Genomic DNA, 25,943 nt, shown 5'->3' on the forward strand with positions numbered 1-25,943 from the left:
GTCGTGTTAGAGAACCCCTCGTGCCCATCGGACACGAGGGGTGGTGCGCTTCAGAACTTGTAGGTCAGGCTCATGTAGGCGACGCGTCCTGCGTAGCCATTGGTGTAGAAACGGTCCTGGGTGTCGTTGCCCAGGTGCGAACGCGTCTCTTCCTTGGTCACGTTCAACACCGAAGCGCTGATGCTCAATGCCGGCGTGAAGTTGTAGGCCGCGTTCAGATCGATCTGGTAGTACGGCTCATCGTAGACGTTCAGACCATTGACCAACCCTTGCACCACTTCGCCGCGACGGTTGTACGAGGCACGCAGCAACAATTTCTCCGTTTCATAGAACATGGTGAAGTTGGTCTGGTTCTTCGCGCTGCCGACCAGCGGCGACTCGCCGAGCTCGGTGCCGTCCTCCAGGGTGATCGCCGCTTCGTTGGTGTCGTTGTAGGTGTAGTTGAACTGGAAGCCCAGACCGAAATCCAGCGTGTGCTGCGCGTAGAGTTCGACGCCCTGCGACACCGCGTCACGGCCGCCCGCCTCGGTCGCGTAGTTCTGCACGGTCACGGTCTCACCGTTGATGACCGTCTGCACGTCGGCGATCACGGGCACCGTGAAGTTGCTGACGTTCTTGCGGAACAGGCCAACGCCCACCACCGAACCGGGCTGGAAGTACCATTCCAGGCCCACGTCGTACTGCGTGGCCTCGTATGGCTCCAGTCCCTTGTTGCTGCCCGAACCGTACCAACCCTGCTGGCCAGCGCCGCCGGTCAGACGACGGTCGTTGACATATTCCTCGCTGAAATACTCCAGGCTGCCAGGGGCGGCGATGTCGTTATAGCTCGGGCGCGAAATCACCTTGGAAGCGGCCGCGCGCAGCACCAGGTCTTCGGTCAGGTCGTAAGCCAGGTTGAAGCTCGGCAGCACGTCGGTGTAGTTGCGGTCGAGCGAACTGACTTCGAACGACTCTGGCCGCGCCACACTGTCCGAAAGCCTCCAGTACCCTTCGCTACCGCAGTACGTGTCGGCGGGCGCACCGCCAGGCGCGGCGGCGCCTTGCTGGCAGGCCAGCGGGTTGCCATTGGCGTCATCGAAGAAGTAGTCGTTGTAGGAGGTGACCTTGTCGGTGGAATCGGCATGCTGCTTGGTTTTCGCGATGCGCACGCCGATGTTGCCGCGCAGGCGATCGGTGCGGAAGTTGGCCTGGAGGTAGGTGGAATAGATCTTCTCGTCGACGTTGTAGACGAAGTTGTCTTCCTCGCGGGTCTGCATCGGGCCGTACGTACTGTTGAGATGGGCGATGTAGGCCGGATAGTTGATTGCCGGATAAGCGCTGGCGTCGATGCCGCCAGCCAGGTTGCCCAATGCGTAGAGGAAGTCCGGCGAGAACTGGGTGGCGACATCGTTGCAGCGACCGTTCCAGTAGCGGTTGTCGTAGTCGCCCGGATCGGTGCCCGGGCACACCCAGTAGCTGTTGCCGGTGCTGCGGTGGATGCCGCCGTCACGCGCCTTGATGCCGAACTGGAGCGATTCCAGGAAGCCGCTGTCGTTGTGCCAGGTGGCATCGATCTGGGCGTACTTCTGCTCGGTGCTGTTCCGGGTCCAGGACGAACCGGTCGAGCCGAGATCGACTTGCAGGATACCGTTCTGCAGGTTCTGCAAAAGCTCGGGCGAGAACGTCATCGTCGGCGTACCGGTCAGATCCCACGAGCTGGCGAAGTTGCCGTTCGTCCAACTGCCGTCCGCGTTCTGGCGGCGCGGCTTGAGCGGCACCGCGAACTGCAGTTCCGGGCCGCCCTTGGCCCAGGTGCGCCCTCCCTTGAAGGAGACATCCAACGATTCGCCACGCCACTCGGCCGCGAAGTCGGCGGTCTGCGACAACGATTGCTCGATGTTGTAGCTGCCGGTGATCTGCGGAGTCGGCACGGTGCAGTCGTCCGATCCCCAGCCGCCCGGCGCCATGCCGGCAGCGGCAGCTTCTGCCTCGCTGCAGTAGTACGCTTTGCCGGGATGCAGGCTGTAGTCCGCGCCGGTGACGATGGTACCGCTGCGGTCCAAGGTAAGGCGGTCGAGCAGGCGGCCACCGCGCCAGTTGCCGTCGCCGTAGTAACGGGCGATGTTCCACTCCGGTACCTTCAGGGTGTTGGTCTGGGAGTCCTGCGACAGGTCGAAACGGAAGTAGTTCGCTGTCAGGGTCAGGTTGTCGGTCGGCTTGAATTGCAAGGTGACCTGGCCACCCTTGCGCTCGCGCTCTTCTTCCTTGACGTTCAGATTGACCGAGGTCGGCATCATGAAGCCGGTGTAGTACTGGCCGTTCTGGTCCCAGAAGCCCGTGCCGCCCCACCAGTTCGAATTGAAGTCGGAAGGGTTGCCATTGACGTCGACGGCCGTACCGCCTTCATCGCGGCCGTACCACTGCCAGCCCTCGGTGCTGGCACCGAGGGTACGCGTAGTGCGCTTCTGCTGGGTGTAGCCGACAAAGACGCCAAAGCGGTCGTCCTTGTCGTGCCAGGAATACGAGCCCGAGAACTGGCCGTCGGTCTTCTTGGTGGTGTCGGCCCAGGTACCGTCGACGGAGACGAAGCCGGTGTTGGATTCCAGTTCCAGCGGTCGGCGCGTGTGCAGGATCACGGTACCGCCGACGCCGCCTTCATCGATGCGCGCTTCCGGCGTCTTGAACAGCTCGGCGCTGGACAGCATGTTCGACGGCAGCAGCATGTAGTTGAACGAACGGGTCGGGTCGCCGTTGGACTCGGCCGTGGCGATGTAGTTGCCGTTGAGCTGGGTGAGGGTCAGTTCCGAGGACAGGCCGCGGACACTGACGTTCTTGCCCTCTCCGCCATCACGGGTAACGATCACGCCCGGCACCCGCTGCAGCGCGTCGGCTACGTTCTTGTCGGGGAACTTGCCGACGTCCTCGGCAGTGATCACCTCGACTACGGCGTTCGCGTTGCGCTTCTGGTCCAGGCTCTTCTCGATCGAGTAGCGGTAGCCGGTGACGACAACCTCGTCCAAGTCCGTTGCTGCGATAGAACTGCTCGGCACCGGATTCGCTTCTTGAGCGAAAGCGCTGCCAGGCAATACGGCAGCGGTGGACAGTGCGACGGCGATACTGACTGACAGCGAGTTGCGGATACGTACGTGTGGCGTGCTTTTCATTTCAATCACCCTCTCCCAAGATTGAATCGGCTTTTGATGCAAACTGAATTTAGATCGATCTAAATTCAGTTTGCTATGACTCTGCATTCGTGTACCAGGATCACCCGCGAACAGACCGGCGAGCCATCCCTCTGTTGCCTTACCCCTTCGACTTGCCCAACCAGTTAGATCGTTCTAATCCAACAGAAAGGATAATTATCATAGTGTTTCGCCATATGCATGACGCCGCGCAACATTGCCTTGAATTTCGCTTGCGATGCCATGGGTGAAGCGCGTAAAGGACAGTTCACTCTGCCCCTTGCCCTACCCAAACCATTCCGACTCTCGGCAGCGAATGCATAAGACTCGAATTTGGCGCTTTCTTCGCAATCACGTGCTTCACAATCACGTGCTTCAAAAATCATATGTCCATTGCAATACCCCAAGCGCACCTAGCGTTGCGTTGGTGGGTTCGATGGTCGCAGCAATTCCACCTCCGAAAGATCGATCGCCCTGTCGCCCAGGAACCGCAATCGATACTCCCGATAGTCGCCCGGTTTGCCAATACGGAAAGGCCGTAGTTGCTGCGCCCATTGGAACTGCTCAGCGCCACGCTGGTCCAGCGTGGTCCATGAGCCGCCTCCATTGCGTCCTTGGAGTGTCCACGCCAAGCCATCCAGTGGCTCGCCGCCACTGGTGATGGTGTAGTAACCGATGCTGGTCGGCGTCCGGAACCGGAAGCTGACCGCCGCCTGTGCAGCAAGCTGCAGTGACGTGGAGGAATCATTATCGACGAGGCGTGCGGCGGTTTTATGCCCCACCAGCGCGATGTCTTGCGCGTCCGAGGACATATCCACCAAACCCGCAGGCTGACTGCCTGACAAAGTCATGGACGGAGGAAGAGCATCAGCGCCGCTTCCCCACGTAGATGGCTTGTCGCCCATGACGAATTCGAGAATGCCGCCGTCGGCTATGTCGTCGTGGCGCAACCAGGCCCTATTCCACGGACGGCCATTGACCTTGAGGGACTGCACGTAGACGTTGCTATCGCTGTTGCCATGAGCGACAACGCTCAGAGTGCGTCCGTTCTTCAGCTTGACGTCGATGCGCTTGAATGCAGGCGAACCGATGACATATTCCGGCGCTCCCATGCGCAGCGGATAAAGCCCGAGCATCCCGAACAAATACCAGGCCGACATCTCGCCGTTGTCCTCGTCGCCTGGGTAGCCTTGGCCTATCTCGCTTCCTAGATATAGTCGGCGCAGCACGTCCCGGGTAATGCGCTGCGTCTTCCACGGCTGGCCGGCGGCTACGTACATCCATGGGATGTGGTGCGAGGGCTGGTTGCTGTGCGCATACATTCCCATCCGCACGTCGCGCGCTTCGGCCATCTCGTGGATGACGCCACCGTAAGTGCCCGCGAATCGGTCTTCAGCGGTTTCCGGGGTGGCGAAGAACTCGTCCAGCCTATGTGCCAACTCCTCTTTTCCGCCGAGTAGCGTCGCCAGTCCGGCACCGTCGTGCGGCACAGTGAAGGCAAAAGTCCACGCGTTGGCTTCGGTGTAGTCTCCGCCCCACACGCGCGGGTCGAAATTCCCGGCCGACTGCCCCCAGTGTCCCTTCGCATCACGGCCGCGGAAAAATCCGGTCGTTGGATCGAACAGGTGCACAAAGTCCGCGGCGCGGGCCTGGAAGTATTCGGCTTCCTCCCGATAGCGCGCCGCACGTACGGCGTCCTCTTCGCCAGCGGCCAGGGCCCGCCCGAACTGCGCCAGACCGAAGTCGTTGAGTGCGCCCTCCAGCGTCCACGAGAGTCCTTCCTGCACCGAGTTGTCGGCGTAGCCTCGGTACATCGAGCGCGCCAGGCCCTTGCGTCCGACGTTGGATACAGGTGGTGCCACCGTGGCGTTGCGCAGCGCTGCCTCGTAAGCCTCGTCGGCGTCGAAGCCGCGTACGCCCTTAAGCCAGGCATCAGCGAACGCGACATCGGAACTGGTACCGACCATCAGATCCGCATAGCCCGGCGACGACCAGCGTGCGATCCAGCCGCCGTCCCGATACTGCTGCAGGAAGCCTTCGATCATCTCGCCTGCGCGATCTGGCGCGAACAGCGTATAAGCCGGCCAACTCGTGCGGAAGGTGTCCCAAAAGCCGTTGTTGACGTAGATTTTTCCATTCCGGATCGGCGCAGACGTGCGCTGTGCATCCCCGCCAATGTTGTCCTTGGACCAGCTGTTCTGGTCGGCATGGCGCCAGTCGGGCCGTTCGGCGCTACCGACATTCTCGTACGCGATGTTCGGATACAGGAACAGTCGGTACAGGTTGGAATAGACGGTCGCCAGCTGGTCTTCGGTCGCACCCTCTACCTTCACGCGTCCCAGCAGCGCATCCCACGCCGTCTGCGCGCGCTCCCGAACCGCTTCGAAGCCATCGCTACCGATTTCTTGTTCAAGGTTGACCCGCGCCTGCTCTACTGAGATCAGCGAGGTGGCGATGCGCATGCTCACCACGCCACCGTCGCCTGGCGCGAACTTGACGTAGTGGGTGGGGCGGCCGGTCTTGATCGATCCGCTACTGGCCCAAGGCTGGTCGAACCGGGCATAGATGAACATTCGAGTCGCGCCGTTCGATAAGCCGCTGCGGGTGTCGGTATAGCCCGCGAGGGTCCGTGTGTCCGCATCCAGCGTCAGCCCTCCGCGTTCATCCACATTGTCGAACAGCAGATTCGCATCCCCGTCGCGTGGAAAGCGAAAGCGGAAGATCGCCGCGCGTTCGCTGGGCGCTATCTCGGCGCGGATGCCGTTGTCGAAATCCACGCGGTAAGCATGCGGACGGGCAAGTTCCTTGTCATGCGAGAAAGACAACGCACGGCGCTCGCGGTCGGCCTCGGGAATGCCGCGCGTCGCCGATGGCATCACCTGGAAAGTCTGGCGGTCGCCCATCCACGGGCTGGGCTGGTGGCTGATCGACAGCGCCTGCAGGCGCGGCCGGTTGTCGGCGCCGTTATGTTCGCTCCAACGGTACAGCCAAGCCAGCGTTCCAGCATCGGTGACGGGCACCCAGAAGTTGAATCCGTGCGGCATCGCGGTAGCAGGAATGTTGTTGCCGCGCGAGAACGTGCTGTTGGATTGGGTGCCACGGTTGGTCAGTACGTAGTCGCTCGGACGTTGCGCCACGGTGCGCACTGGTTCACCGATGGCGATGTCGTCGATCCAGCCGCTCGCGCCAGCAGCGGAAGCGGGCCGCAATTCCAGCTCGATGGCCTTGATGCGCCTTCCTTGCAAGGCAGGCACGTCGCCCAAGCGAATTTGTTTGTACGCCCATTGCTGGGGGTAGAGCGTCTTCGATTCCGCCTGGCCGGCAGCGCCGACCGGGGCGCCGTGCTGGTCGCGCGCTGCCGTCTGGGACAGGCGGCGCCCGTCGTCGAAGACGAGGTCCAGCGACACGCCCGTGGAGGAAGAGCTGTTGCCTTCGACGATCTCAGGCATCACCATCCACGACAAGGACGTGTCCTTTTCGATTTCGATATCCACCGTAAACAGATGCACGCGTCCGGCAGTATCCCCGCGATAGCGCATGGCTCGCGAGCCGCTGTAGCCCATGTCGGGCTTGGCCGCATACGGATGTTCGGGGCCGTTCCCCGTGGATACGCGTAGAGCGCCCTCTGCAAGTACGGCGGGCGCGGGTTCGCCCGCTTCGAACGACGTGGCGAAACGCGCATCGCTTGCGCCCGCGGCAATGGGCGTCGACAGCAAAAGCGCGGCCAACGCGAAGACGCACCCGCTGCGAAGACGCACGGCTTCAAACATTTTCGCGCAGGACTGACAGAACGTCATGGCGTGTTCCGTAGTGGTGCCGATGGCCTGATGCGTGATGGAGCGTCTCGACATATCAATTCCCTCGGAGGCGGTCTGCTGCATCAATCACTGCGCAAGTGCACAGGCCATCGCGTGCCCGTGCAACTAGTGAAGGTACGGCGTCTTTTTTAGTGCGGGTTGCGCGGCGCGACCCTCCAAGCGGAGGCCCCTATCAATATAAGCCTTACTTAGATCGATCCAATTTCATATCTAAGATTTACCACGACTAGCCTCAAAGTGCATGCTGCTACGCAGCAGTGCCGCCAAAGGATTGTTGCTGCGACTGATGCTAGTCGCTTGCCCAATACCTGCATCAAGGAAGCTGATCGTGCTGACCGCCCTCATAAAATGATCAGCCATTCCCAAGTGACCTCAACGCACCTGTGCTAGTTTTCCGGGATTCGACCGATCCAAAAGGTGTGGTATGACGAGGCTGGGCGCGGCAATGGTCATGTTGGCAGGTTTCACGGGTTGGGCCGCGATAGGTTCCGGAAGCGCACTGGCTGCAGCGCCGAATGCAAACGAGTCCGCTTACAAGGCGGTGGATCCCTTCATCGGTACCGGCGGCGAAGGCCATACGTATCCCGGCGCTACCGTTCCCTACGGCATGGTGCAACTGTCGCCCGATACCCGCATCCAACCACGCAAGGATGGCTACGGTTGGGCGGCTGGCTACCGCCATGACGACACCACCATCGTCGGGTTCTCGCACACGCATTTCTCCGGCACCGGTCATTCCGACCTCGGCGATTTGCTGTTGATGCCAACCACCGGCGACCTGAAGCTGGAACGTGGCGACCCGGACCGGCCGGGAAGCGGCTATACCTCCCGCTTCCGCCACGCCACCGAAACCGCGCAGCCCGGCTACTACGCCGTCACCCTGGACGATTACAAGGTGCACGCCGAACTCACCGCCAGTCCGCGCGTGGGGATGCATCGCTACACCTTCCCCAACGGCAAGCCCGCCCACGTGGTGCTCGATCTGCGCACCAGCATGTACGACTACCCCGGCAAGGTGCTGTGGTCGCGCGTACGCGTGCGCGCAGACGGCACGGTTACCGGCTTTCGCGAAACGCGTGGCTGGGCACCGGGCCGGCAGCTCTACTTCGCTCTGCGCTTCTCGCAGCCGCTCACCGGCCACGAACTGCACAACACCGAACAGGACATCGCCTATAAGGGTTTCCCGCCGCCGGGCGAAAAGGGGCCGCGTCAGCGCGCGCAGATCGAAGGCCGCCAGCTCGTCGCTGCGTTCGACGTGGCTCCAGCCGCCGGCGAACCCCTGCTGGTGAAAGTGGCCATCTCGCCGGTCAGCGAAGACAATGCGATCGCAAACCTGGATGCGGAAGCCCCCGGATGGGATTTCGACGGCATGCGCACCGCTGCCAAGCGGCAGTGGAGCGAGGCCCTGGGTGCGGTAGAAGTACACGGCAGCGCCGAGCAGCGCACCAGCTTCTACACCGCCCTTTACCACACGCTGCTGGGCCCCACGCTGTTCATGGACAGCGATGGCCGTTATCGCGGCCCGGACAATGCCGTGCACCAAGCGAAGGGCTGGACGAACTATTCCACCTTCTCGCTATGGGACACCTATCGTGCCCTGCACCCGCTGGCCACCTTGGTGCAGCCGCCGCAGCGCACCAGCGACTTCGTCAACTCCCTGCTGGCCGCGCGTCGCGAAAGCCCCTACGGCGTGCTGCCGGTATGGTCGTTCCACGGCCAGGAAACGTGGTGCATGGTCGGGTACCACGCCGTGCCGGTGATCGCCGATGCCTACATGAAAGGCATCCGCGGTTATGACGCCGATGAAGCTTTGCAGGCCATGGTGGCCAGCGCCAGCTATGGTCCCTACGACGGCATCGCCCAGTACCGCGAACTGGGCTACGTGCCGATCGACGAGGAAGGCGAAGCCGCCAGCAAGACGCTGGAATACGCCTACGATGATTGGACCATCGCGCAGATGGCACGGGCGATGGGCAAGGCCGGGGTGGCGGCCGAGTTCGACAAGCGCGCAGCGAACTGGAAGCACGCCTTCGACCCGGCCACCGGCTTCATGCGCGCGCGCAAGCGCGATGGCAGCTTCCGCGAGCCGTTCGAGCCCTCCGCAAGCGGCTACGGCAGCGACTACACCGAAGGCAATGCATGGCAATACTCCTGGTACGTGCCGCAGGACGTGGCCGGCCTGGCCGCGGCGCATGGCGACAGCGACAAGCTGCTGGACAGGCTGGACGCGGTGTTCGACGCCAAGGTGGACCCTTCGGTGTTCGAGCACATGGAAGACATCACTGGCCTGATCGGCTGGTATGCGCATGGCAACGAACCCAGCCACCATGCGGCCTATCTGTACGCCTACGCCGGACAGCCTTGGCGCACGCAGGCGCGGCTGAAGCGGATCATGGATACCCAATACGCTCCCCGCCCCGACGGTTTGGCCGGCAACGACGACCTGGGCCAGATGTCGGCCTGGTACGTGTTCACCGCATTGGGCTTCTACCCAGTCACGCCAGGCAGCAACCAATACATCCTGGGCCGCCCGTTCCTACCTCAAGCCACGCTGCACCTGCCCAACGGCAAGCGCTTTACCGTCATCGCCAACGGCCTGGACGATGCGCATGCGTACATCGGCAGCGCCACCCTCAACGGCAAACCGCTGGACCGCGCCTATCTGACCCACCAGGAGATCCTTGCAGGCGGCGAGCTGCGCTTCGCTATGCAGGCGGAGCCGAACAAGATATGGGCGACACATCCGGCACAGCGGCCGTACTCGATGTCTCGGTAGAGGAACGACGCACTGAAGAACACGCGGACCTCAGTGCTGGCCGCTCTCCGGCAGCCGGTCAGCACAGAGCCGATCCGGGTGCCCCCTGCCGTCGGTAGAGGGGCCGTCAAGGAATAGGCGGCGGCAGACCTCGAACAGGCAACTTTGCGGGTTACTTGACGACAATCTCATCGACGAAGAAATACGCCGGATGCCCCGCTCCGTTGTGGCCCGCGGGCAGGCTGCCGTACTGATCGACTTCCATACGGACATATCGCGCGGTCAATGGCTTGTCGGCATGAAACGCTACGTCTTCGACTAGCCTCTGTTCGCTACCGGCATCGACGTCGAAAGACCGCGCATACACCCGCTTCCATCGCTTGCCATCGGACGATACCGAATACCGCACGGCCTTCGGCAACAGTATCCATGAGCCGCTCTGCTGCAGGAACCTGGCGCTGATGGCATTCACCGGTGTCGATGCCTTCAGATCGATGGTGGCGCGCAGATTCTCGCCCTGCCAGCCGGTCCACATACCGTCGGCAAAACTTCCGCCGCCAAGCAATCCGTCGGCCAGCACTTGTTCGCCCGCCAGACGGTAGTTCGCGTTCGGTTGCGATGAATATTGGATCGATTTTCCCACGGCTTTATGACTCACCATGGTGAACTCACGCGGGCTTGCGTAGGCGCGCGCGCCGCGAAAGGGCGCGATCTTCAGCGGGACGACTTGGGATAGCGTCAGCGAATCGGTAAACCCAGGCGATGCGGACGAAGGCTCGCTTCCGTCGGTGGTGTAGCGCAGTTGCAGGTCGGAGAAGCCGCGCTCCGCCTGGACGCGCCAGTTCTGCGCCGACGGATTCCACGCGAAGCGGAAATCGACGACGTTCCTGTTTTCCGGGCCGTAGCCCACCTGCCACTGCGTAAGCCGACGGTAGTGCGCCTGCAGCCGTTGCAGGAAATCCGGGTAGTCGCGCTTGTCTGCATTCCAGGTTATTTCGGCGAGTGCGATCAGGCGCGGATACAGCAGGGTTTCGGCATTTGCCGTTGTGACCCGCTCGGTCCACAACGGCGCTTCGGCGCCGAGCACCTGTTCGCGATGGGAAGCGTAGGCGGCCGGAACAATCTCAGTGGCGTAGACCTTTTCCAGGGTGAGGGCGTTCAAGGGCGAATCCAGATAGAACGGGCCGGCACTGATGATCTTGTTTCCATTGGCCAGCGCCTTGGCGCCTTCGGCGTCTCCGCGCCAGACTTCGACGATCGCGCTGCTGTCGGCGCCGCCTTCCAGGATTTCGTCCCAGCCGATCAGGGTTTTACCCTTGCCGGCGAGATAGCGCTGGACACGCTTGACGAAGTAGCTTTGCAGCTCGTGTTCGTCCTTTAGATTCTCGTCGCGCATACGCTTTTGCGAAGAAGCGCTTTCCCGCCACCGGTCCTTCGGTACCTCATCCCCGCCAATATGGACGTAAGCCGCGGGGAACAACGCGATCACCTCATCGAGCACGTTTTCGATGAACTCGAAGGTAAATTCGTCACCGACGCAGTAAACGTCTTTGATCACGCCCCAAACATTCGGCACATCGATCGGCTGTTTGCGACATGAAAGTTCGGGATAGGACGCCAGCGCCGCCGAGGCATGCCCCGGCATCTCGATCTCCGGAATCACCATGATATTGCGCAGCCTGGCATATTCGACGACGTCGCGGATCTGATCCTGGGTATAGAACCCGCCATAACGGCTGCCGTCGGCCTCGGTGCGCCAGGCCCCGACTTCCGCCAATTTCGGGTACTTCTTGATTTCGATACGCCAGCCCTGGTCGTCGGTCAGATGCCAATGGAAAGTATTTAGTTTGTAGTAGGAAAGCAGGTCGATCTGCTTCTTGACGAACTCCACCGGCATGAAATGCCGCCCAACATCCAGCATGTGTCCGCGATAGGAAAACTGCGGTGCGTCCTCGATACGCATGGCCGGAATGGAAATGGGCCCGACGCTCCGCTCCACCGGCAACAACTGGCGTAGCGTCTGCGCCGCCCAGAACAGACCGCGATGATTCGATGCCGCCAAGGCGATCCGGTCTTTCGTCACGGTCAGGCGATAGGCCTCCTCGCCCATTATTTTCGGGTCCAGGCGCAGTTCGATGGCTCTTCCGTTCCGTCCCTCCGCAAGCGCGATTCCGCTATCGTCACGGATAGCTCCACGCAGGAAATCCGCAATCTCACGGCTGCGCAAATCGTTCGGCGCGACAATGCGGACGCTGCTATCCAGGCGGAAAGCGCCCTCGCGATGCTCTAGCCGTTGCGGTTGCGGAATCAAATTCTGCGCCAATGTGGTCGCGCTCATTCCAGCCGTAAGCAGACACGTCATCAAGATTGCAGCGGATCTGATACTCAAAATAATCCTCGGAGACGGTTTGTGGATTGGTGCCGGACTCGCCAGCAGTATCTGTTCAAAAACATTGCGGCAACAGTGCTTGCATTCGGCAAGTAGGCTTATTCATGCGCCATGTACCAAGCTATCGAAATGCATCCAGACCGCACGACCATGATCAATGCCGTGTCTGCGCTGTTTCGACGACGATGACGCTGGCAACCGAATCCGGCGCACTGGCCGGCACCGACAGGCGCACGCCCTGCCGGGTCTTTCGCATCTTTAGCGTGCGGTCAGGCTCGGCAAGCAAGTAGGCGCGGCGATACTCGATACCCGCAGGAAGCGCCAGCCGACCGTCCTTCGGCCAATCGAACACATGCAGGTACAACTTGCCCGGCTTGCTCGTCACCCTGCCCCATGCAACAGGCTCGGCGAACGGACTGGCCTGCGTGCCGTAGATGGATTCGCCGTTGACCTTCATCCACTTCCCTACTTCCGCCAAACGTTCGACCGAAGGCTGCGGAATCAGGCCCTCGGCAGTGGGGCCGACGTTGAGCAGATAGTTGCCGCCCTTGCTGGCGACATCGATCAGGTTACGGACGATGGTTTTCGGGGATTTCCAGTTGTGATCCCTCCGTATGAAGCCCCAGTGGTCGTTGAGCGTCATGCACGATTCCCAGTAGACGCCCGGGCCGTAGCCTAGCGGCGGGATTTCCTGCTCAGGCGTGCCGAAGTCGCCGACTCCCTCACCTTTGTCCATGCCCTGCATGCTGTCGCGGCCTTTGCCTATGCGGTTGTTGATGATCAGATTCGGATTGAGCGAATGCAGATAAGCGTAGAGTTCGCGGCCGTCTTCGTTCGTCCACCAGTTCAACCATTCGCCGTCAAACCACAGGATCTCGGTACCGGTCTCGGTCACTAGCTCCTTCAGCTCTGCTTTCATTTCGTCGATGTACTCGCGCTTGCGCTTTGGATCGATCGTGGTCGGGTTGTAATGCCCTTGTTTTTCTCCCGACTGGGAGGGGTGATGCCAGTCCATGATCGAATAGTAGGTACCGAAGTGCAGGCCCTGGCGCCGGGTCGCCTCGGCCAGCTCTTTCAACACCCCCTTTCCATACGGCGTGCGCTTGGCGATGTTGTAGTCGGTCGCCTTCGTGTCCCACATCGCAAACCCTTCATGGTGCTTGCTGGTGAACACGATGTATTTCATGCCAGCGCCCTTTGCGATGCGCGCCCATTCGTCCGGGTCGTACTTCACCGGATTGAACTGCTTGGCGATCTGTTCATATTCAGCGCGTGGGATATACGCGTCATCCATGATCCATTCGGCATAGCTATCCTTTTCTTTCCATTCACCGGCTGGCACCGTGAATAAACCCCAGTGGATGAACATACCGAAACGAGCGTCGGTCCACCATTGCAATCGCTCCGCTTTCTGTTCGGCGGTTTCGACCGGTGCATGCGCCCGCGTCTGCGCAAAGGCAGCGCTGGAGGTCAGCACTGCGACTGGCATTAGTGCAGCGAGTGCGAAGTGCAGCAACTGAGAAGGTTTCATGTGTGACTCCAAGTCAACGGGAAAAGACGTCGCTCGTGCACCCAGCAGGCGATTCGGCCCGCTCGCAGCATCGGCTAGCGTGGATCAACTGTCCGCGTCAGAGCGGGAAGAAGCCGGCAGCCGCCGGTCGTCGAACCCTGGCCCCGTTCCCGGGACCAGGGGAGCGGCAAAGCTCACTTAAAACGGAACACGTACTCCATCGCGAATTCCCGCCCGATCGATGACCATACCCGATCGCTGGTGAACACGTAGTCGCCCTTGAAAGGATCCTTGTAGCCAGCGTTATCGAACAGGTTGTTCACGTACAGGTTGACGCTCGCTTGATCCGTGATCCGATAGCCGGCCGACAGGTTGAAGATTACCGGTGCCTTCAAACGATCCCAGTACCGCTTGGAGGTCTGGTTGAAATTGGCGCTGGTCGGATCGGTACCCACGCAGGTGTCGTTATCGATCGGCGTACCCCGCTCTCCGTTGGCGAACGGCCAGCAACCACCGAAATTGCTGCCCTTGACGCTGGACAAGCGAGTCATCAACAACGTGGTACTGAAGTTACCCTTCTCCCAACCCACGCTGGCGCGCAGCTTGGTGTGGATGTCGTTGTGAGCGCCCTTCTTGCCGTCGGTCCATTCGGTGGCTTCGGAATCGCGCGTCGATAGCTTCAGCAGATTGGTGTAGTTCAAACCGAAGGTGAAGTCGCCGAACCGTTCCGTGGGCAAGCGGTACTTCGCGGCCACGTCGAAACCGGCGACCCGGCGGCCGGACTTGTTGATGGGGCCTTCCCGGACGCCGGTGATGGCTCCATTGGGGCCGTCGCGATCGATGCGCGACTGCATCAACTGGCAGAACTCGGCGGTGGGCGCTTGTCCGGTCAGCGGATTGACGTAGGGCGCACCGTCGACGGTCTTGCCCAGCGCACAACCGAGTTCGGCGGCCAGGATGTCGTTGAGGCCGATGTTCTCGATGGCGTTCTTCAGCTCGATATTCCAGTAGTCCGCGCTGACCGACAGGTTGTCGCGGATATCCCAGACGAAGCCGGCCGTCCACGACTGGCCTTCCTCGTACTTCAACAGCGGCGAACCTTCGCGGCTGGTCACCGAACGGTAGTAGCTGCTGGTGGCCGGGTCGCTGTCGCCATTGGACGGTACGCATTGGCCGTAGTTTCCCTGCTGGCCGCAACGGAGCGCATCTACCAGCCCCACATAGGATTGGCCACCCTGCGCGTAGACATAGTGCATGTCCGGCGCACGGAAGCTGGTGGCGTACGAACCGCGCACCAGCAAATTGTCGAGCGGGCGCCACTCCATTCCAGTCATCCAGGTGACTTTGGAACCGTCCAGGGTTTGACTGTAGTCGTCGTAGCGAGCAGCCACGGTGGCGGTAGCCGAACCCAATCCCTGCGTCTTGCTATCCCATAGCGGCACGCGAAACTCGCTGCCCAGCGCCCAGCGCGTGCGCGATCCGCCGCCCAGATCGTAGCCGTAGTACGGGCTGCCGTATTCGGTCACGAACAGGTTGGGACCAGGCGCGGTCTGGCCGAGCGCTGGCACCGTCTTCGGATCCGGATGAATGCCATAACTCTGCCGCGCCGCTTCGGCCACGGCGGCGAAGCTGACAGGACCGGCCCAACCCTGGAACAGGTCGCCGGAGATCACGAACTGGAACTGGTCTGATTTTGATTCCGCGCGGTCATGGCCATGGGTCGAAATCGATTGCCATTGTCCGCGGGTGAGCGGCGTGAAAAAGCGGTTGATGTCGGCGGTGTAGATGGGAGTCCCTACTGGCACACCGGCGTAGCTTGCGTCGGTCACACCCTGCTGCTGCCCAAGATAGAAATCGTTGACCAGCGCAGGCACCATCGCCGGATAGCTCTTCTTGAGCTTGTATTCGGCATGGTCGAAAGAGGCTTCCCAGTCGAAGCGATCGGCGATGCGGCCGTTGAGACCGAAAGCGACGTCGTACGAACGCTCATTGGTGTAGGTCAATGCGTCGCCGGTTTCGCTGCGGGTGAAGAAGCGCTTGCCCTCCACCATGGCGCCGATGCCCTGGTCGTACCACTTCACCTGCGGCACGTAACCCATCGCGAAATCGCCGATGCTGCTGGTGCCCTCGCTGTCGAATACCGATACGCTGCTCCATGCCTGCAGCTTGTCGTTGAAATCGTAGGTGCCGTACATGTACAGCGAGGCGCTTTCCTGGCCGTCGCTGATCGTCCAGTTGTGGAAGTTTTTGGCGTTGGCGCAATACTGGCCCATCGACGGCCCCAGCGTATGCGTGGCTTGGTTGTACTCGCGATAATCCTGCAGGCTCGCTACCCCACCAAATCCTCGGTTCTCGCAGGCACCGGCCGGCGGCGAAATGCGCATGCCATTGTCCACGCGGCTGATGCGGGCGGTGTCGTAGTAGTTGTTGAAGTGGTTGCCCTTGGCCAGATCGGCTTCGCTCCAGCTGGGACGGGCCGCGTCGTTTTCGGAATCCATGAAATCGCGCTGCCCGGCGAACAACGGCTCGCGGTTGAAGTACTGCAACGAATAGGTCAGGTTCCACTTCTCGCCGCTGCGTCCGCCTGTCCACGACAGGTCGGCCAGATCGCGGCCGCCGCGCGTCGAAACGCCGCCTTTGATGCGCAACTCATCGCCGGTGAAGTCCTTCTTCAACACCACGTTGATTACGCCGGCGACCGCGTCGGATCCATAGATGGCCGATGCGCCGGAAGCCAGCACTTCGATGCGTTCGATGGCCGCGGCCGGGATATTGCTGAAGTTCTGGAAATTGCTCTGGCCGCCATAGGGCAGCGGATAGTCGGCGGCGCGGTGGCCGTTGACCAGCAGCAAGCTGCGGCCGGGTCCCATGTTGCGCATGTTCAGCGGACTGGCGTTGCTGGTGTGCTGGCCCCATTGCGAGTCGCTTTCCACCGTTCCGATCGCTTCGGTCAGCGTGCTCAGTGCGTCGTAGGCGGTGGCGAAACCCTCTTTCCTGATCTGGTCGCCGGTGATGATATTCACCGGCGCAGGGCCTTCGACCTGAGCGCGCTTGATGCGCGAGCCGGTAACGGTGACGGTATCGAGCTGCGTGGCTGCGGACTCGTTGCCGGAGGCCTCCTGGGCGGCCACGGTGAGTGGCGAAACCATTGCCAACAACAACGCGCTGGTCAGAGCATTGCGACGAAAGCGAGTGGACCTATCCATTTTGTAACCCCCGATGATGATGATCGAACGACAGACGGAGTCTTGGCGCTCAAGAATTGTCCTGATCCATATTTCGGCCTTTAGATCGTTCTAAAACGAAGTGCAGACTTCTTCTCTGAATCGACCGAAAACTTAGCACGACAAAATTTTTCGTCGCATCCCGCAGTGCGGTAAAAATAAGTGTGATTATCTTCAGCGAAAATTAATCACTGAAATCAGGCACTTGATTATTGTGATATAGCTAACAGATCAGTTTCTTACTGTGAGTCACGGCGAAGATGCGCTAAAGAGCGCCCATGTCGCTAAAGAACGAGAGTCATCGATGGCCGATGTCGGCAGGACTAATCGGGACGACTAAGCGGACAGCGTTCCTCGCAGAAGTCCATTATCGAAGCGCATGCACGAAAGTCGCGACCCCTCTCGAGAAACATGCGGCTCGGGCATTGCGATGAGTCGGACGGTCGCGCGCCAAAGCGCGCGTTCCATAGAAAGACGCCGCCCTAGCCCTTTCCGGGTTCTCGCATGACTAGCCCGAACGCTTCAGGCTTGCGCCGCCTGGGCAGAAGACAGGGAATTGGGCGATCTTGAGTGCGCATCCGTGGCCAACCCCTGTGGCCGCGGACGGATTCATAGCTGCTTGGTGGCGTAGACGGAAGCCGACTCGCGCAGATCCTCATGTTCGTCCGCATCGCAGACCGCGTAGACGAAGCCTTTGTGCAATGCGAACGCGCCGACCTCACCGTGCTTGTTGAGCGCCAGAAAACAGACCTGCAAGGTCTTGCTGGCCTCGGGCCGCTTGCGCACGACCCGATCGATGGCTTCCCTGCAAGCGTCCGCGGGCGTCCGCCCTTGTCGCATCAACTCCACTACCAGGAAGCTGGCGGCATTGCGGATCATTTCTTCGCCCACGCCCGACGCCGTGGCCGCGCCAACTTCGTTGTCGACATACAGGCCTGCGCCGATGATGGGGCTGTCCCCCACCCGGCCGTGCATTTTCCAGGCCATGCCGCTGGTGGTGCAGGCGCCGGCAAGCTTGCCCTGCGCATCGATGGCGAGCATGCCCAGAGTGTCGTGATTGTCCTTGTTGCCCGGCTGGCTACGCCGCTCGGCATTGATTTCGGGTTTGTATTCGGCGGTTTTCAGCCAATCGCGCCAGGCTTGCTCGGCGGCGGGCGTCAGCAGGCGCTGCTTGGCGAAACCCTGCTGCACCGCGAACTGTTGGGCGCCCTCGCCCACCAGCATCACATGCGGCGTCTTCTCCATCACCCGACGCGCAACGGAGATAGGATGCGCGATGTCCTGCAAGGCGGCCACCGAGCCGCAGCGGCCATCGCCATCCATGATGCTGGCGTCCAGGGTCAACACGCCGTCCCGATCCGGCCTGCCGCAATGACCGACCGTAGGGTTGCACAATTCGCTTTCGGCCCAGCGCGCACCCGCTTCGACGGCATCCAGTGCGCTGCCGCCGGTCTCCAACACGCGCCATGCCGCCGTGTTGGCCTGTACGCCGAAATCCCAAGTGGACACCACGCGCGCGCGCGCTGAAGCGTTATTGGTTTGCGCACGCATACCGGGCACCGCCAATGCGCCGGCAGCCAACAACCCGGTCTGCAGGAATCGCCTGCGATCAGTCATTCCGTCATCCCTCCGATGAACGATGGCGCCAATCGCGCGCTCGCTGTGCTCTTATTCCGCGCCTTTATAGCGCAGTGCCGGAGACCGTGGTGTGATGTCCGGCATACCATGCCGCCGCTCCGATCACTCCCAGTCGGCCATGATCGACGCGCCAGACCGGCGTGTGCCGCATGACCTCCGATAGCACACCCTTGTTGAGGTAGCGCGCCTGAAATGCGCCGCGGCGCAGGAAGCCGTCGATATGCCCGGAAATGCCGCCCGCCAGATAAACGGATTTCGCGCCGAACGCGATCGCCAGGTCGCCCGCCAGGCTGCCTAGCCATCCGCAGAATACTTCGATGCATTCCACTGCCAGCGCGTCTTCTCCGGTCTGGGCAGCGGCGATCAATTGTTCGGTCGTGCTCCAGCGCAGAGCGACCCCGCGTATTTCGCACAGGCAGGGGTACAAGTTCATCAGGCCGCTACCGGACAACACGCGCTCGTTGTCCACATGCGGCCAGCGCGCCATCAGCAGGCGCAGGATCTCCATTTCCAACGCATTGCCCGCCGCCAGGGCGGAGTGCCCCACTTCGCTGGCCAGTACCGGTCGCGTGCCGCCATCGAAGCGCAATGCCGCGCCCAGTCCCGTTCCCGGTCCCAGCACCAGCGCGGGCCATTGAAAGGAATGCGCTACGTCGCCGCTCAAGGACGAGAGCGTGGCGGGATCGAGATAGGGCATGGCGTGGGCCACTGCTTCGAAATCGTTGATGAGCGTCAGCTCGTCCAGCCCGGCGCTCAAGCGTGTGTTTTCCAGCGACACCGGCCAGGGAAGGTTGGAATTCACCAGCGTATCGCCATCCAGCAAACCGGCGATGGCGACGACCGCGCGCCGCAACTGCCCGGAAGCCGCGTGGCGAGCGGCGAAATCGCGAAGAATCGCGGCCAGGCTCGGGTACTCGGCACAGGCATGGCGGTGGAAATCGAGGATTTCCGGCGCCCGCCCTGGCGCGACACGGACCAGAGCCATCCGCGCATAAGTGCCGCCGACGTCGGCAACGATCAAGGGGTCCAGCGAATGCGCATTCTGGGGCGGGAGCGTTTGGGGTGCTTCAAGATTGACCGGATACGACACCGCTGCGTTCACTCACTTGTCCCATCAATTGAATCGATTCAATTCGCCGATCATGTGGCATTGGAGGCCAATTGAAAAGTCGCACCGACCATACTGCAGCGTAGCCAGACCGTTCCAAACTGGGGTCGCATCAATGTCCATGTCCAGATTATCTACTTTTCAGGACATTAAATGACATTGGAATGACTTCGTCGGGAACTTAGGCCCTTCCTATGCGCAAAGACTTGTCTCTTTTCTGACCCGCTCCAGGACAGCTGCCGTCCCGGGTCCATTTTGTTCAGCTTTCTCACACAAACGCGGCCGCCGGCAGCAAGAGCACCCCGCTCCACCACAGTAATCAGCTATCGCCCTGCCGCTGCAACTCCCGCATCGCCTTCAGCAGTTCGATCAGACTGCCTGCGTCGCGCGGCCCGTCGTAGCGTTCTCCGTTGATGAAAAGACTGGGCGTGCCGTTGACGCCGCTGCGGACCCCGGTGAGAAAATCATGACGCACGCGGCCCTCGTATTCCTCGTCCAGCACGGCCTGGAACAAGGCCTCGTCCAGACCCAGCGCCCGTGCATGCCCGGCCAGGCTGCGGTCGTCCAATTCCGACTGATGTTCGTAAAGCCGGTCGTGCATTTCCCAGAACTTGCCCACCGTGTCCGCAGCCTCGGTCAGTTCGGCGGCATGCACGGCGTGGGGGTGCGCTTCGGCCAGTGGAAAATGACGGAACACGAAGCACAGGTCATCGCCCATGGCTTCCTGCACTGCCTTGATCTCGGGATACTGCTCGCCGCAATACGGACACTGGAAGTCGCCGTATTCCACCAGCATCAGCGGCGCATCCCGTGGGCCTTGCGCGTGATCGGCCGGACCTACGTCGGGCTTCAGAAGGCTCATGCTTTCGCTCCTGCGGAAACGGGCAGTTTCTCCAGCGCTTCCAGAATGCCGTCGGCGCCCGGGTTGATGCCGCTGGGCGATACATAGCTCCAGCGGACGATGCCTTCGGCATCGATCACGAACAGCGCCCGCTCGCTGATGCCTTCCGGCGACTGGTACACCCCGTACAACCGCGAGACCGCGCCCTTGGGTTCGAAATCCGACAACAAGGGAAAATGCAGTTTGCGATCCAGCGCAAAGGCCGCATGGCACCATGCGCCGTCGACCGAGATACCGATGACGGCCGCGTGGAAACGCCGGAATTCGGACAGCAGTTCGTTGTACAGCGACATCTGGTCGCCGCAGACCGGGCTCCAGTCGGCCGGATAGAACGCCAGCACTACCGGATGGCCGCGCAGCTGGGAAAGCGAGACCGTTTGGTCCGGCGTGGAATGCAAAGTGAAATCCGGCGCCTGCTCGCCGATGGCTGGCATGGGGGATGGAACTTCTGGCATGGGGAAGTGCTCCGGTCAGGACGTGATGGGCGACAGGATCGCCTTGGTTACTGGCGCCGCATATTAGACGCGGACACGTTAGGGACTGGTCATTCCGCTCTTCCAAGGCCTGAATGCCTGGGGCTGATTGTCGATTCCGCAGCTCCTGGTTCGTCATGGATAGGTAAGCCCCGGAAAGATGGGAAACAGCCCGGCAACCACCCTGGACAGGAGGAACGACAATGCGATTCATGGTGATGGTCAAAGCCAGCAAGGAATCCGAAGCCGGCGTGATGCCCAGCGAGCAACTGCTGGCCGACATGGGCAAGTTCAACGAGGAACTTGTCAAGGCTGGCGTACTGCTGGCGGGCGAAGGCTTGCAGCCGAGCTCGAAAGGCGCGCGCGTGCGTTTCTCCGGCAGCAAGCGCACGGTCGTCGACGGACCGTTCGCCCAGACCGGCGAGCTGATCGCCGGATTCTGGCTGTTGCAGGTGAAGTCCAGGGAAGAAGCGATCGAATGGGTGAAGCGCTGCCCCAACCCCATGCCGGGCGAATCGGAAATCGAGATCCGCCAGGTATCGGAGGCAGAGGATTTCGGCGCAGAGTTCACCCCCGAGCTGCAGCAGCAGGAGGAGCGGCTGCGGGCTGCGATCGCCACCAGGCAATAACGGACTCGCCGAAGGACATGGACAAGCTGCACCGCAACTTGCACGGACGCGGCGGCAATGGTCTGATCGGCAACGATGACGACTTCAGATACACACCGCGCGATCGATGCTGTCTGGCGAATCGAGTCGGCGCGGCTCATAGCCGGCCTGGCGCGCATGCTGCGCGACGTCGGCCTGGCCGAAGAACTCGCGCAGGACGCGCTGGTCATCGCCTTGGAGAAATGGCCCGAGTCAGGAGTGCCCGATAACCCGGGCGCATGGCTGATGGCTACCGCCAAACATCGTGCCATCGACCGTCTGCGCCGGATCAAGCTGCAGCAGCGCAAGCACGAGGAGATCGGCCATGAGCTCGAACGCGACTGGGAAGACGCCACTGCGGAATTCGAAGCCAACATCGACGACGACATAGGCGACGACCTGCTGAGGCTGGTGTTCACCGCCTGCCATCCGGTGCTTTCGATGGAAGCGCGGGTGGCCTTGACCCTGCGCATGCTGGGCGGATTGACCACCGATGAAATCGCGCGCGCCTACCTGGTATCCGAATCCACGGTGGCCCAGCGCATCGTGCGCGCCAAACGCACGCTGGCCGAGGCGCAGGTTCCTTTCGAAGTGCCGCGCGCCGACGAGTTGGGCGAGCGCCTGTCGTCGGTGCTCAGCGTGATCTACCTGATCTTCAACGAAGGCTATTCCGCGACTGCTGGCGACGATCTGATACGGCCCGCGTTGTGCGAGGAGGCCTTGCGGCTGGGCCGCATCGTCGCCGAACTGGCGCCGGAGGAACCGGAAGTGCACGGGCTGGTCGCACTGATGGAAATCCAGACCTCGCGAACGCGGGCACGCACAGGCCCGGACGGCGCGCCGGTACTGTTGCTGGACCAGGATCGTTCGCGCTGGGACCGGTTATTGATACAACGCGGCTTCGCTGCGCTGACGCGCGCCCGCAAACTTCGCGGTGCGCTGGGGCCTTACTCCCTGCAGGCCGCGATCGCGGCATGCCACGCACAAGCGACGACCGCCGAGGAGACCGACTGGAAAACCATCGTGGCTCTCTACGACGCTCTGTCGCAGCTCACCCCCTCCCCTGTCGTGGAGCTCAATCGCGCGGTGGCCGTATCGATGGCTTTCGGGCCCGCTGCGGGATTGGAGCTGGTCGATGCGCTGGTGCCGGAACCGGTGCTTGCCCAGTACCACCTTCTGCCGAGCGTGCGCGGCGATCTGCTGGCCAAGCTGGGACGCCATGAGGAAGCGCATGCCGAGTTCGTCCGTGCGGCCGGATTGACCCGCAACAGCCGCGAGCAAGAGTTCCTGACCGAGCGGGCGCGCGTTTCCGCGCTGGACATGGCGCCTCCGTCGGAAATGAAACAGTAGGTGCGGTCGCAACCGGCGGCAACAAAATAAGAATATGCGTCAGCAAACACATCGTAGGGCGGGCATTGCCCGCCGAAAGGATCTCGAACGCTCGCGGCGGGCAGTGCCCGCCCTACCTGTTGCCAACCACTTCGGGTAATCGCGAAAGCAGACCAGGCGTGGGGCCGATCAGGGCTTCGGAGCCTTCTCCGGCACCACCGCTTCCATCTGGATGCGCAGGTTCACGTCCATGCTGAAGCCGTAATCCTTGCCGGCGGTGAGTCCGAACTCATCGCGCTTGAACACGGCTGAGGCATCAGCGCCGCAGAGGTCGCGTTTGAACATCGGGTGCGGAATGCACTTGAAGCGGTTGATCTTCAGCTCGACCGGCCGGGTGATGCCGTGCAGGGTCAGCTCGCCCACTACGCGGGTGGGTGCTCCATCGACGAAGTCCGCCAGCTTGCCCTTGTAGGTGGCCTGCGGATACTTGGCGCTGTCGAAGAACTCCGGCGACACGGCATGCTCGTTCATCGCGTCCAGGCCGAAATCCACGCTGGCGATATCTATCTTGACGTCCACGCTGCCCGTCGACGCCTCCTTGTCCAGGACCAGCACACCGGAAGTCTTGTTGAACTTCCCGCGCCAGAAAGAAATGCCCATGTGATCGGCTTCGAAACTGGGATAGGTATGCATCGGATCGATGTCGTAACTGACCGGGGCGGCGTACGCGGCAGCGCATGCCGAAGCGAGAACGGTTGTGAGGAGGATTCGTTTCATATTTTTTGTACCTGTGGTTGAGGGAGTATCGATTGGCGCATTCCGGTGCCCGGTCTACGCGGGAAACATGGAAAAATAAGGCTGCGCTTCCGCAAGCGCCCGCGCATAAGACGGCCGCTCCATCAGGCGGCGCAGATAGGCGTATACCTGCGGGTAATCATCGGCCAATGGCATCACCTTGTCGGCATAGAACAAGGCCGGCGCTGCGGAACAGTCCGCCAGGCTGAAATCCCCGCCCGATGCCCAGGTCCGGTCCACCATATCCTTTTCGACGATACCGAGGGCCGTGCGCATGGTGTCGCGCGCATGTTCCACGCCATGCGGATCGTGACTACCTTCCGGCCGCAAGCGGTCGCCGACGATCTTCTGCATGGGCAGATGCACGTACAGGTCGAAGAAACGGTCCAGGAACCGGACCTCTCGCGCCAGCTCGGAATCTTCGGGAATCAGTTTCGTCCTGCCTGGATAATGTTGCTCCAGGTATTCGATGATGATGCTCGATTCCGGGATGGTCCTGCCGTAGGCCTCGTCTTGCAGCACCGGGAACTTTCCTATCGGCCAAAGGCGCAGGAACTCGGCACGGTGTCCGGGATCGGCCAGGTCGACCAGCTTGGGAACGAAGGGCGCTCCGTTTTCGTACAGAGCGATCAGCGCCTTGTGGCAGAAAGAAGAAAGCGGGTGATAGTGGAGTACCAATGGCATGCATATTTCCTTGGCGGCGGCCGCAGCGGACTGTCAGAGCTCGACCAGGCTCTTGAAGCCGCCGAAGATCATCCGTTTGCCGTCGAACGGCAAGTTCTTGGGATCCATCATGCTGTCGAGCCGCGGATCGGCCATGACCTTCTTGTTGATCCGGTCACGCTGCGAACGCGATTTGTACACGATCCAGGAGAACACCACGGTTTCGTCCTTCTTCAGCTTCACCGCCAGCGGGAACGAGGTGAGTTTGCCGGGCGGCACGTCATCGCCAACGCATTCGATGTAGGACAGCGCACCGTATTCCATCCAGATCTTGCCGGCCTTGCGCGACAAGCTGCGATAGGCGGCCAGTTTCTTGACCGGTACCGCCAGCACGAATCCGTCTACGTAGCTCATGAAACCCTCTCTTCGATTGACGCCCTTTCCGGGCGGGATACCAATGCATCGAATGAGCGGGGCCCGAATCGACAAAGGTGCCGACGGCGGTGGTTTTTCGTTCCGCCGCCTGCGGACTGGCGGCCGCCAGCCAGGCCGCTCGGCCCTGACCGGGACCTTGCCGATCCTGACTTTCCGGCCGCCCGGCCGCTCAGCCCCGCAGCGCGGCCTGGAGTTGCGCGCGCAGCTCAGGCTTGTGCGCGAAGGGATCGGTGGGGTTGCGCAACGCCACCACATCTTCGGCCTGCTGGCGAACGCCCTCCAGCGCGTCCGGGTGCGAGACGATGTAGAAGGAATCACTCCGTATCGCATCGAAGGTTCGCTGGGCGATATCGGCCGCGGTGAGTTTGCCCGAGGTGACCGCCTTGCTGACCATGGCCTGGGCGATCATCTGCGAACGGGTGGCGGGGGTCGGATTGGCAAGGTCCGCCGGCCGGTTGCGGTGCGACTGATGGATGCCGGTGGGCACGAAATAAGGGCATAGCACCGAACAATGCACCTGGTCGGTCACCAGCGACAGATCGTGGAAGAGCGTTTCGCTCAAGGACACCACCGCATGCTTGGACACGTTGTAGGCGCCCAGGTTTGGCTGATTCAACAAACCCGCCATCGACGCCGTGTTGACGATGTGGCCGCGATAGCCGGGATCGGCCTTGGCCGCAGCCAGCATCAGCGGGGTGAAGGCGCGCACGCCGTGGATCACGCCCCACAGATTCACGCCCAGTGCCCATTCCCAGTCGCGCACGGTGTTTTCCCAGATCAGTCCGGCAGCGCCGATACCGGCGTTGTTGAACACCAAGTGCACGCTGCCGAAGGCGGCCAAGGTGGCTTCGGCTAGCGCCTCGATCTGTGCGCCGTTGGAAACATCCACTACCTGTGCGATGACTTCCGCGCCGTGTGCTTCCACCTCGGCACGCGTTTGCTCCAGTGCGTCGGCCTGGATATCGGCCAGCACCAGCTTCATGCCCAGCGATGCGCCGATGCGCGCGAACTCGCGGCCGAATCCCGAACCCGCACCGGTGATCACTGCCACCCTGCCCTTGAATTCCTTCATGCTGCCCTCCCAGGCGATACTTGCT

The 25,943-nt window shown here is 61.7% G+C and carries 16 protein-coding genes; 3 read left to right on the plus strand and 13 right to left on the minus strand.

What is annotated here, in order from left to right:
- Window positions 1–50: 50 nt before the first annotated feature.
- A complete protein-coding gene (locus BLR66_RS03170; protein WP_093280172.1) occupies window positions 51–3,143 on the minus strand; it encodes a TonB-dependent receptor in 3,093 nt (1,030 codons plus the stop codon).
- Window positions 3,144–3,574: 431 nt separating this feature from the next.
- The gene (locus BLR66_RS03175; protein ID WP_255402279.1) at window positions 3,575–7,012 is read right to left on the minus strand and encodes a GH92 family glycosyl hydrolase; all 3,438 of its coding nucleotides are present in this window, start codon (window positions 7,010–7,012) and stop codon (window positions 3,575–3,577) included.
- A 418-nt stretch (window positions 7,013–7,430) separates the two neighbouring features.
- On the opposite strand from BLR66_RS03175, the gene BLR66_RS03180 reads away from it, so the two are divergent.
- A complete protein-coding gene (locus BLR66_RS03180) occupies window positions 7,431–9,755 on the plus strand; it encodes a GH92 family glycosyl hydrolase (protein WP_304442080.1) in 2,325 nt (774 codons plus the stop codon).
- Between the two features lie 151 nt (window positions 9,756–9,906).
- Here the strand turns inward: BLR66_RS03180 and BLR66_RS03185 are convergent, their stop codons facing one another.
- The 7 genes from BLR66_RS03185 to BLR66_RS03215 all read right to left on the minus strand — a co-directional run bounded on the left by BLR66_RS03185 (window position 9,907) and on the right by BLR66_RS03215 (window position 20,959).
- Window positions 9,907–12,096, minus strand: coding sequence for a glycoside hydrolase family 20 protein (locus BLR66_RS03185; protein WP_093280175.1), 2,190 nt, complete (start codon window positions 12,094–12,096; stop codon window positions 9,907–9,909).
- Between the two features lie 181 nt (window positions 12,097–12,277).
- Complete coding sequence (locus tag BLR66_RS03190; protein ID WP_093280176.1) at window positions 12,278–13,654, minus strand: alpha-L-fucosidase; 1,377 nt, start codon at window positions 13,652–13,654, stop codon at window positions 12,278–12,280.
- A 173-nt stretch (window positions 13,655–13,827) separates the two neighbouring features.
- Window positions 13,828–16,839 (minus strand): TonB-dependent receptor domain-containing protein, encoded by a 3,012-nt coding sequence (locus tag BLR66_RS03195; RefSeq protein WP_093280177.1) that lies wholly within the window; start codon window positions 16,837–16,839, stop codon window positions 13,828–13,830.
- 627 nt (window positions 16,840–17,466) lie between these two features.
- Window positions 17,467–18,474, minus strand: coding sequence for a N(4)-(beta-N-acetylglucosaminyl)-L-asparaginase (locus BLR66_RS03200; RefSeq protein WP_093280178.1), 1,008 nt, complete (start codon window positions 18,472–18,474; stop codon window positions 17,467–17,469).
- Between the two features lie 64 nt (window positions 18,475–18,538).
- The gene (locus BLR66_RS03205; RefSeq protein WP_093284257.1) at window positions 18,539–19,525 is read right to left on the minus strand and encodes a glucokinase; all 987 of its coding nucleotides are present in this window, start codon (window positions 19,523–19,525) and stop codon (window positions 18,539–18,541) included.
- Window positions 19,526–19,922: 397 nt separating this feature from the next.
- The gene (locus tag BLR66_RS03210; RefSeq protein WP_093280179.1) at window positions 19,923–20,465 is read right to left on the minus strand and encodes a DsbA family protein; all 543 of its coding nucleotides are present in this window, start codon (window positions 20,463–20,465) and stop codon (window positions 19,923–19,925) included.
- The gene (locus BLR66_RS03215) at window positions 20,462–20,959 is read right to left on the minus strand and encodes a redoxin domain-containing protein (protein ID WP_255402283.1); all 498 of its coding nucleotides are present in this window, start codon (window positions 20,957–20,959) and stop codon (window positions 20,462–20,464) included. Before BLR66_RS03215 ends, BLR66_RS03210 begins: the two co-directional genes overlap by 4 nt.
- A gap of 221 nt (window positions 20,960–21,180) precedes the next feature.
- Between BLR66_RS03215 and BLR66_RS03220 the strand changes: the two genes are divergently transcribed.
- On the plus strand, window positions 21,181–21,606 hold the full coding sequence (locus BLR66_RS03220) for a YciI family protein (RefSeq protein WP_093280181.1): 426 nt from the start codon (window positions 21,181–21,183) through the stop codon (window positions 21,604–21,606).
- A gap of 75 nt (window positions 21,607–21,681) precedes the next feature.
- The gene (locus tag BLR66_RS03225; protein ID WP_093280182.1) at window positions 21,682–22,974 is read left to right on the plus strand and encodes an RNA polymerase sigma factor; all 1,293 of its coding nucleotides are present in this window, start codon (window positions 21,682–21,684) and stop codon (window positions 22,972–22,974) included.
- 168 nt (window positions 22,975–23,142) lie between these two features.
- Here BLR66_RS03225 and BLR66_RS03230 read toward each other — a convergent pair whose 3' ends face one another.
- The 4 genes from BLR66_RS03230 to BLR66_RS03245 all read right to left on the minus strand — a co-directional run bounded on the left by BLR66_RS03230 (window position 23,143) and on the right by BLR66_RS03245 (window position 25,918).
- Entirely contained in the window at window positions 23,143–23,730 is a 588-nt protein-coding gene (locus BLR66_RS03230; protein ID WP_093280183.1) for a YceI family protein, read from the minus strand.
- A gap of 54 nt (window positions 23,731–23,784) precedes the next feature.
- A complete protein-coding gene (locus BLR66_RS03235) occupies window positions 23,785–24,432 on the minus strand; it encodes a glutathione S-transferase family protein (protein ID WP_093280184.1) in 648 nt (215 codons plus the stop codon).
- A gap of 33 nt (window positions 24,433–24,465) precedes the next feature.
- Window positions 24,466–24,825, minus strand: coding sequence for a DUF1428 domain-containing protein (locus BLR66_RS03240; protein ID WP_093280185.1), 360 nt, complete (start codon window positions 24,823–24,825; stop codon window positions 24,466–24,468).
- 190 nt (window positions 24,826–25,015) lie between these two features.
- The gene (locus tag BLR66_RS03245) at window positions 25,016–25,918 is read right to left on the minus strand and encodes an SDR family oxidoreductase (RefSeq protein ID WP_093280186.1); all 903 of its coding nucleotides are present in this window, start codon (window positions 25,916–25,918) and stop codon (window positions 25,016–25,018) included.
- Window positions 25,919–25,943: the final 25 nt, after the last annotated feature.

Origin of the sequence: Pseudoxanthomonas sp. CF125 (assembly GCF_900104085.1) — a bacterium.
Lineage (GTDB): Bacteria > Pseudomonadota > Gammaproteobacteria > Xanthomonadales > Xanthomonadaceae > Pseudoxanthomonas_A.

Bases quoted from the DNA above. Each gene is read 5' to 3' on its own strand.
- BLR66_RS03170 (WP_093280172.1), bottom strand. From the start codon at position 3,143: ATGAAAAGCACGCCACACGTACGTATCCGCAACTCGCTGTCAGTCAGT.
- BLR66_RS03175 (WP_255402279.1), bottom strand. From the start codon at position 7,012: ATGTCGAGACGCTCCATCACGCATCAGGCCATCGGCACCACTACGGAA.
- BLR66_RS03180 (WP_304442080.1), top strand. From the start codon at position 7,431: ATGTTGGCAGGTTTCACGGGTTGGGCCGCGATAGGTTCCGGAAGCGCA.
- BLR66_RS03185 (WP_093280175.1), bottom strand. From the start codon at position 12,096: ATGACGTGTCTGCTTACGGCTGGAATGAGCGCGACCACATTGGCGCAG.
- BLR66_RS03190 (WP_093280176.1), bottom strand. From the start codon at position 13,654: ATGAAACCTTCTCAGTTGCTGCACTTCGCACTCGCTGCACTAATGCCA.
- BLR66_RS03195 (WP_093280177.1), bottom strand. From the start codon at position 16,839: ATGGATAGGTCCACTCGCTTTCGTCGCAATGCTCTGACCAGCGCGTTG.
- BLR66_RS03200 (WP_093280178.1), bottom strand. From the start codon at position 18,474: ATGACTGATCGCAGGCGATTCCTGCAGACCGGGTTGTTGGCTGCCGGC.
- BLR66_RS03210 (WP_093280179.1), bottom strand. From the start codon at position 20,465: ATGAGCCTTCTGAAGCCCGACGTAGGTCCGGCCGATCACGCGCAAGGC.
- BLR66_RS03215 (WP_255402283.1), bottom strand. From the start codon at position 20,959: ATGCCAGAAGTTCCATCCCCCATGCCAGCCATCGGCGAGCAGGCGCCG.
- BLR66_RS03220 (WP_093280181.1), top strand. From the start codon at position 21,181: ATGCGATTCATGGTGATGGTCAAAGCCAGCAAGGAATCCGAAGCCGGC.
- BLR66_RS03225 (WP_093280182.1), top strand. From the start codon at position 21,682: ATGACGACTTCAGATACACACCGCGCGATCGATGCTGTCTGGCGAATC.
- BLR66_RS03230 (WP_093280183.1), bottom strand. From the start codon at position 23,730: ATGAAACGAATCCTCCTCACAACCGTTCTCGCTTCGGCATGCGCTGCC.
- BLR66_RS03235 (WP_093280184.1), bottom strand. From the start codon at position 24,432: ATGCCATTGGTACTCCACTATCACCCGCTTTCTTCTTTCTGCCACAAG.
- BLR66_RS03240 (WP_093280185.1), bottom strand. From the start codon at position 24,825: ATGAGCTACGTAGACGGATTCGTGCTGGCGGTACCGGTCAAGAAACTG.
- BLR66_RS03245 (WP_093280186.1), bottom strand. From the start codon at position 25,918: ATGAAGGAATTCAAGGGCAGGGTGGCAGTGATCACCGGTGCGGGTTCG.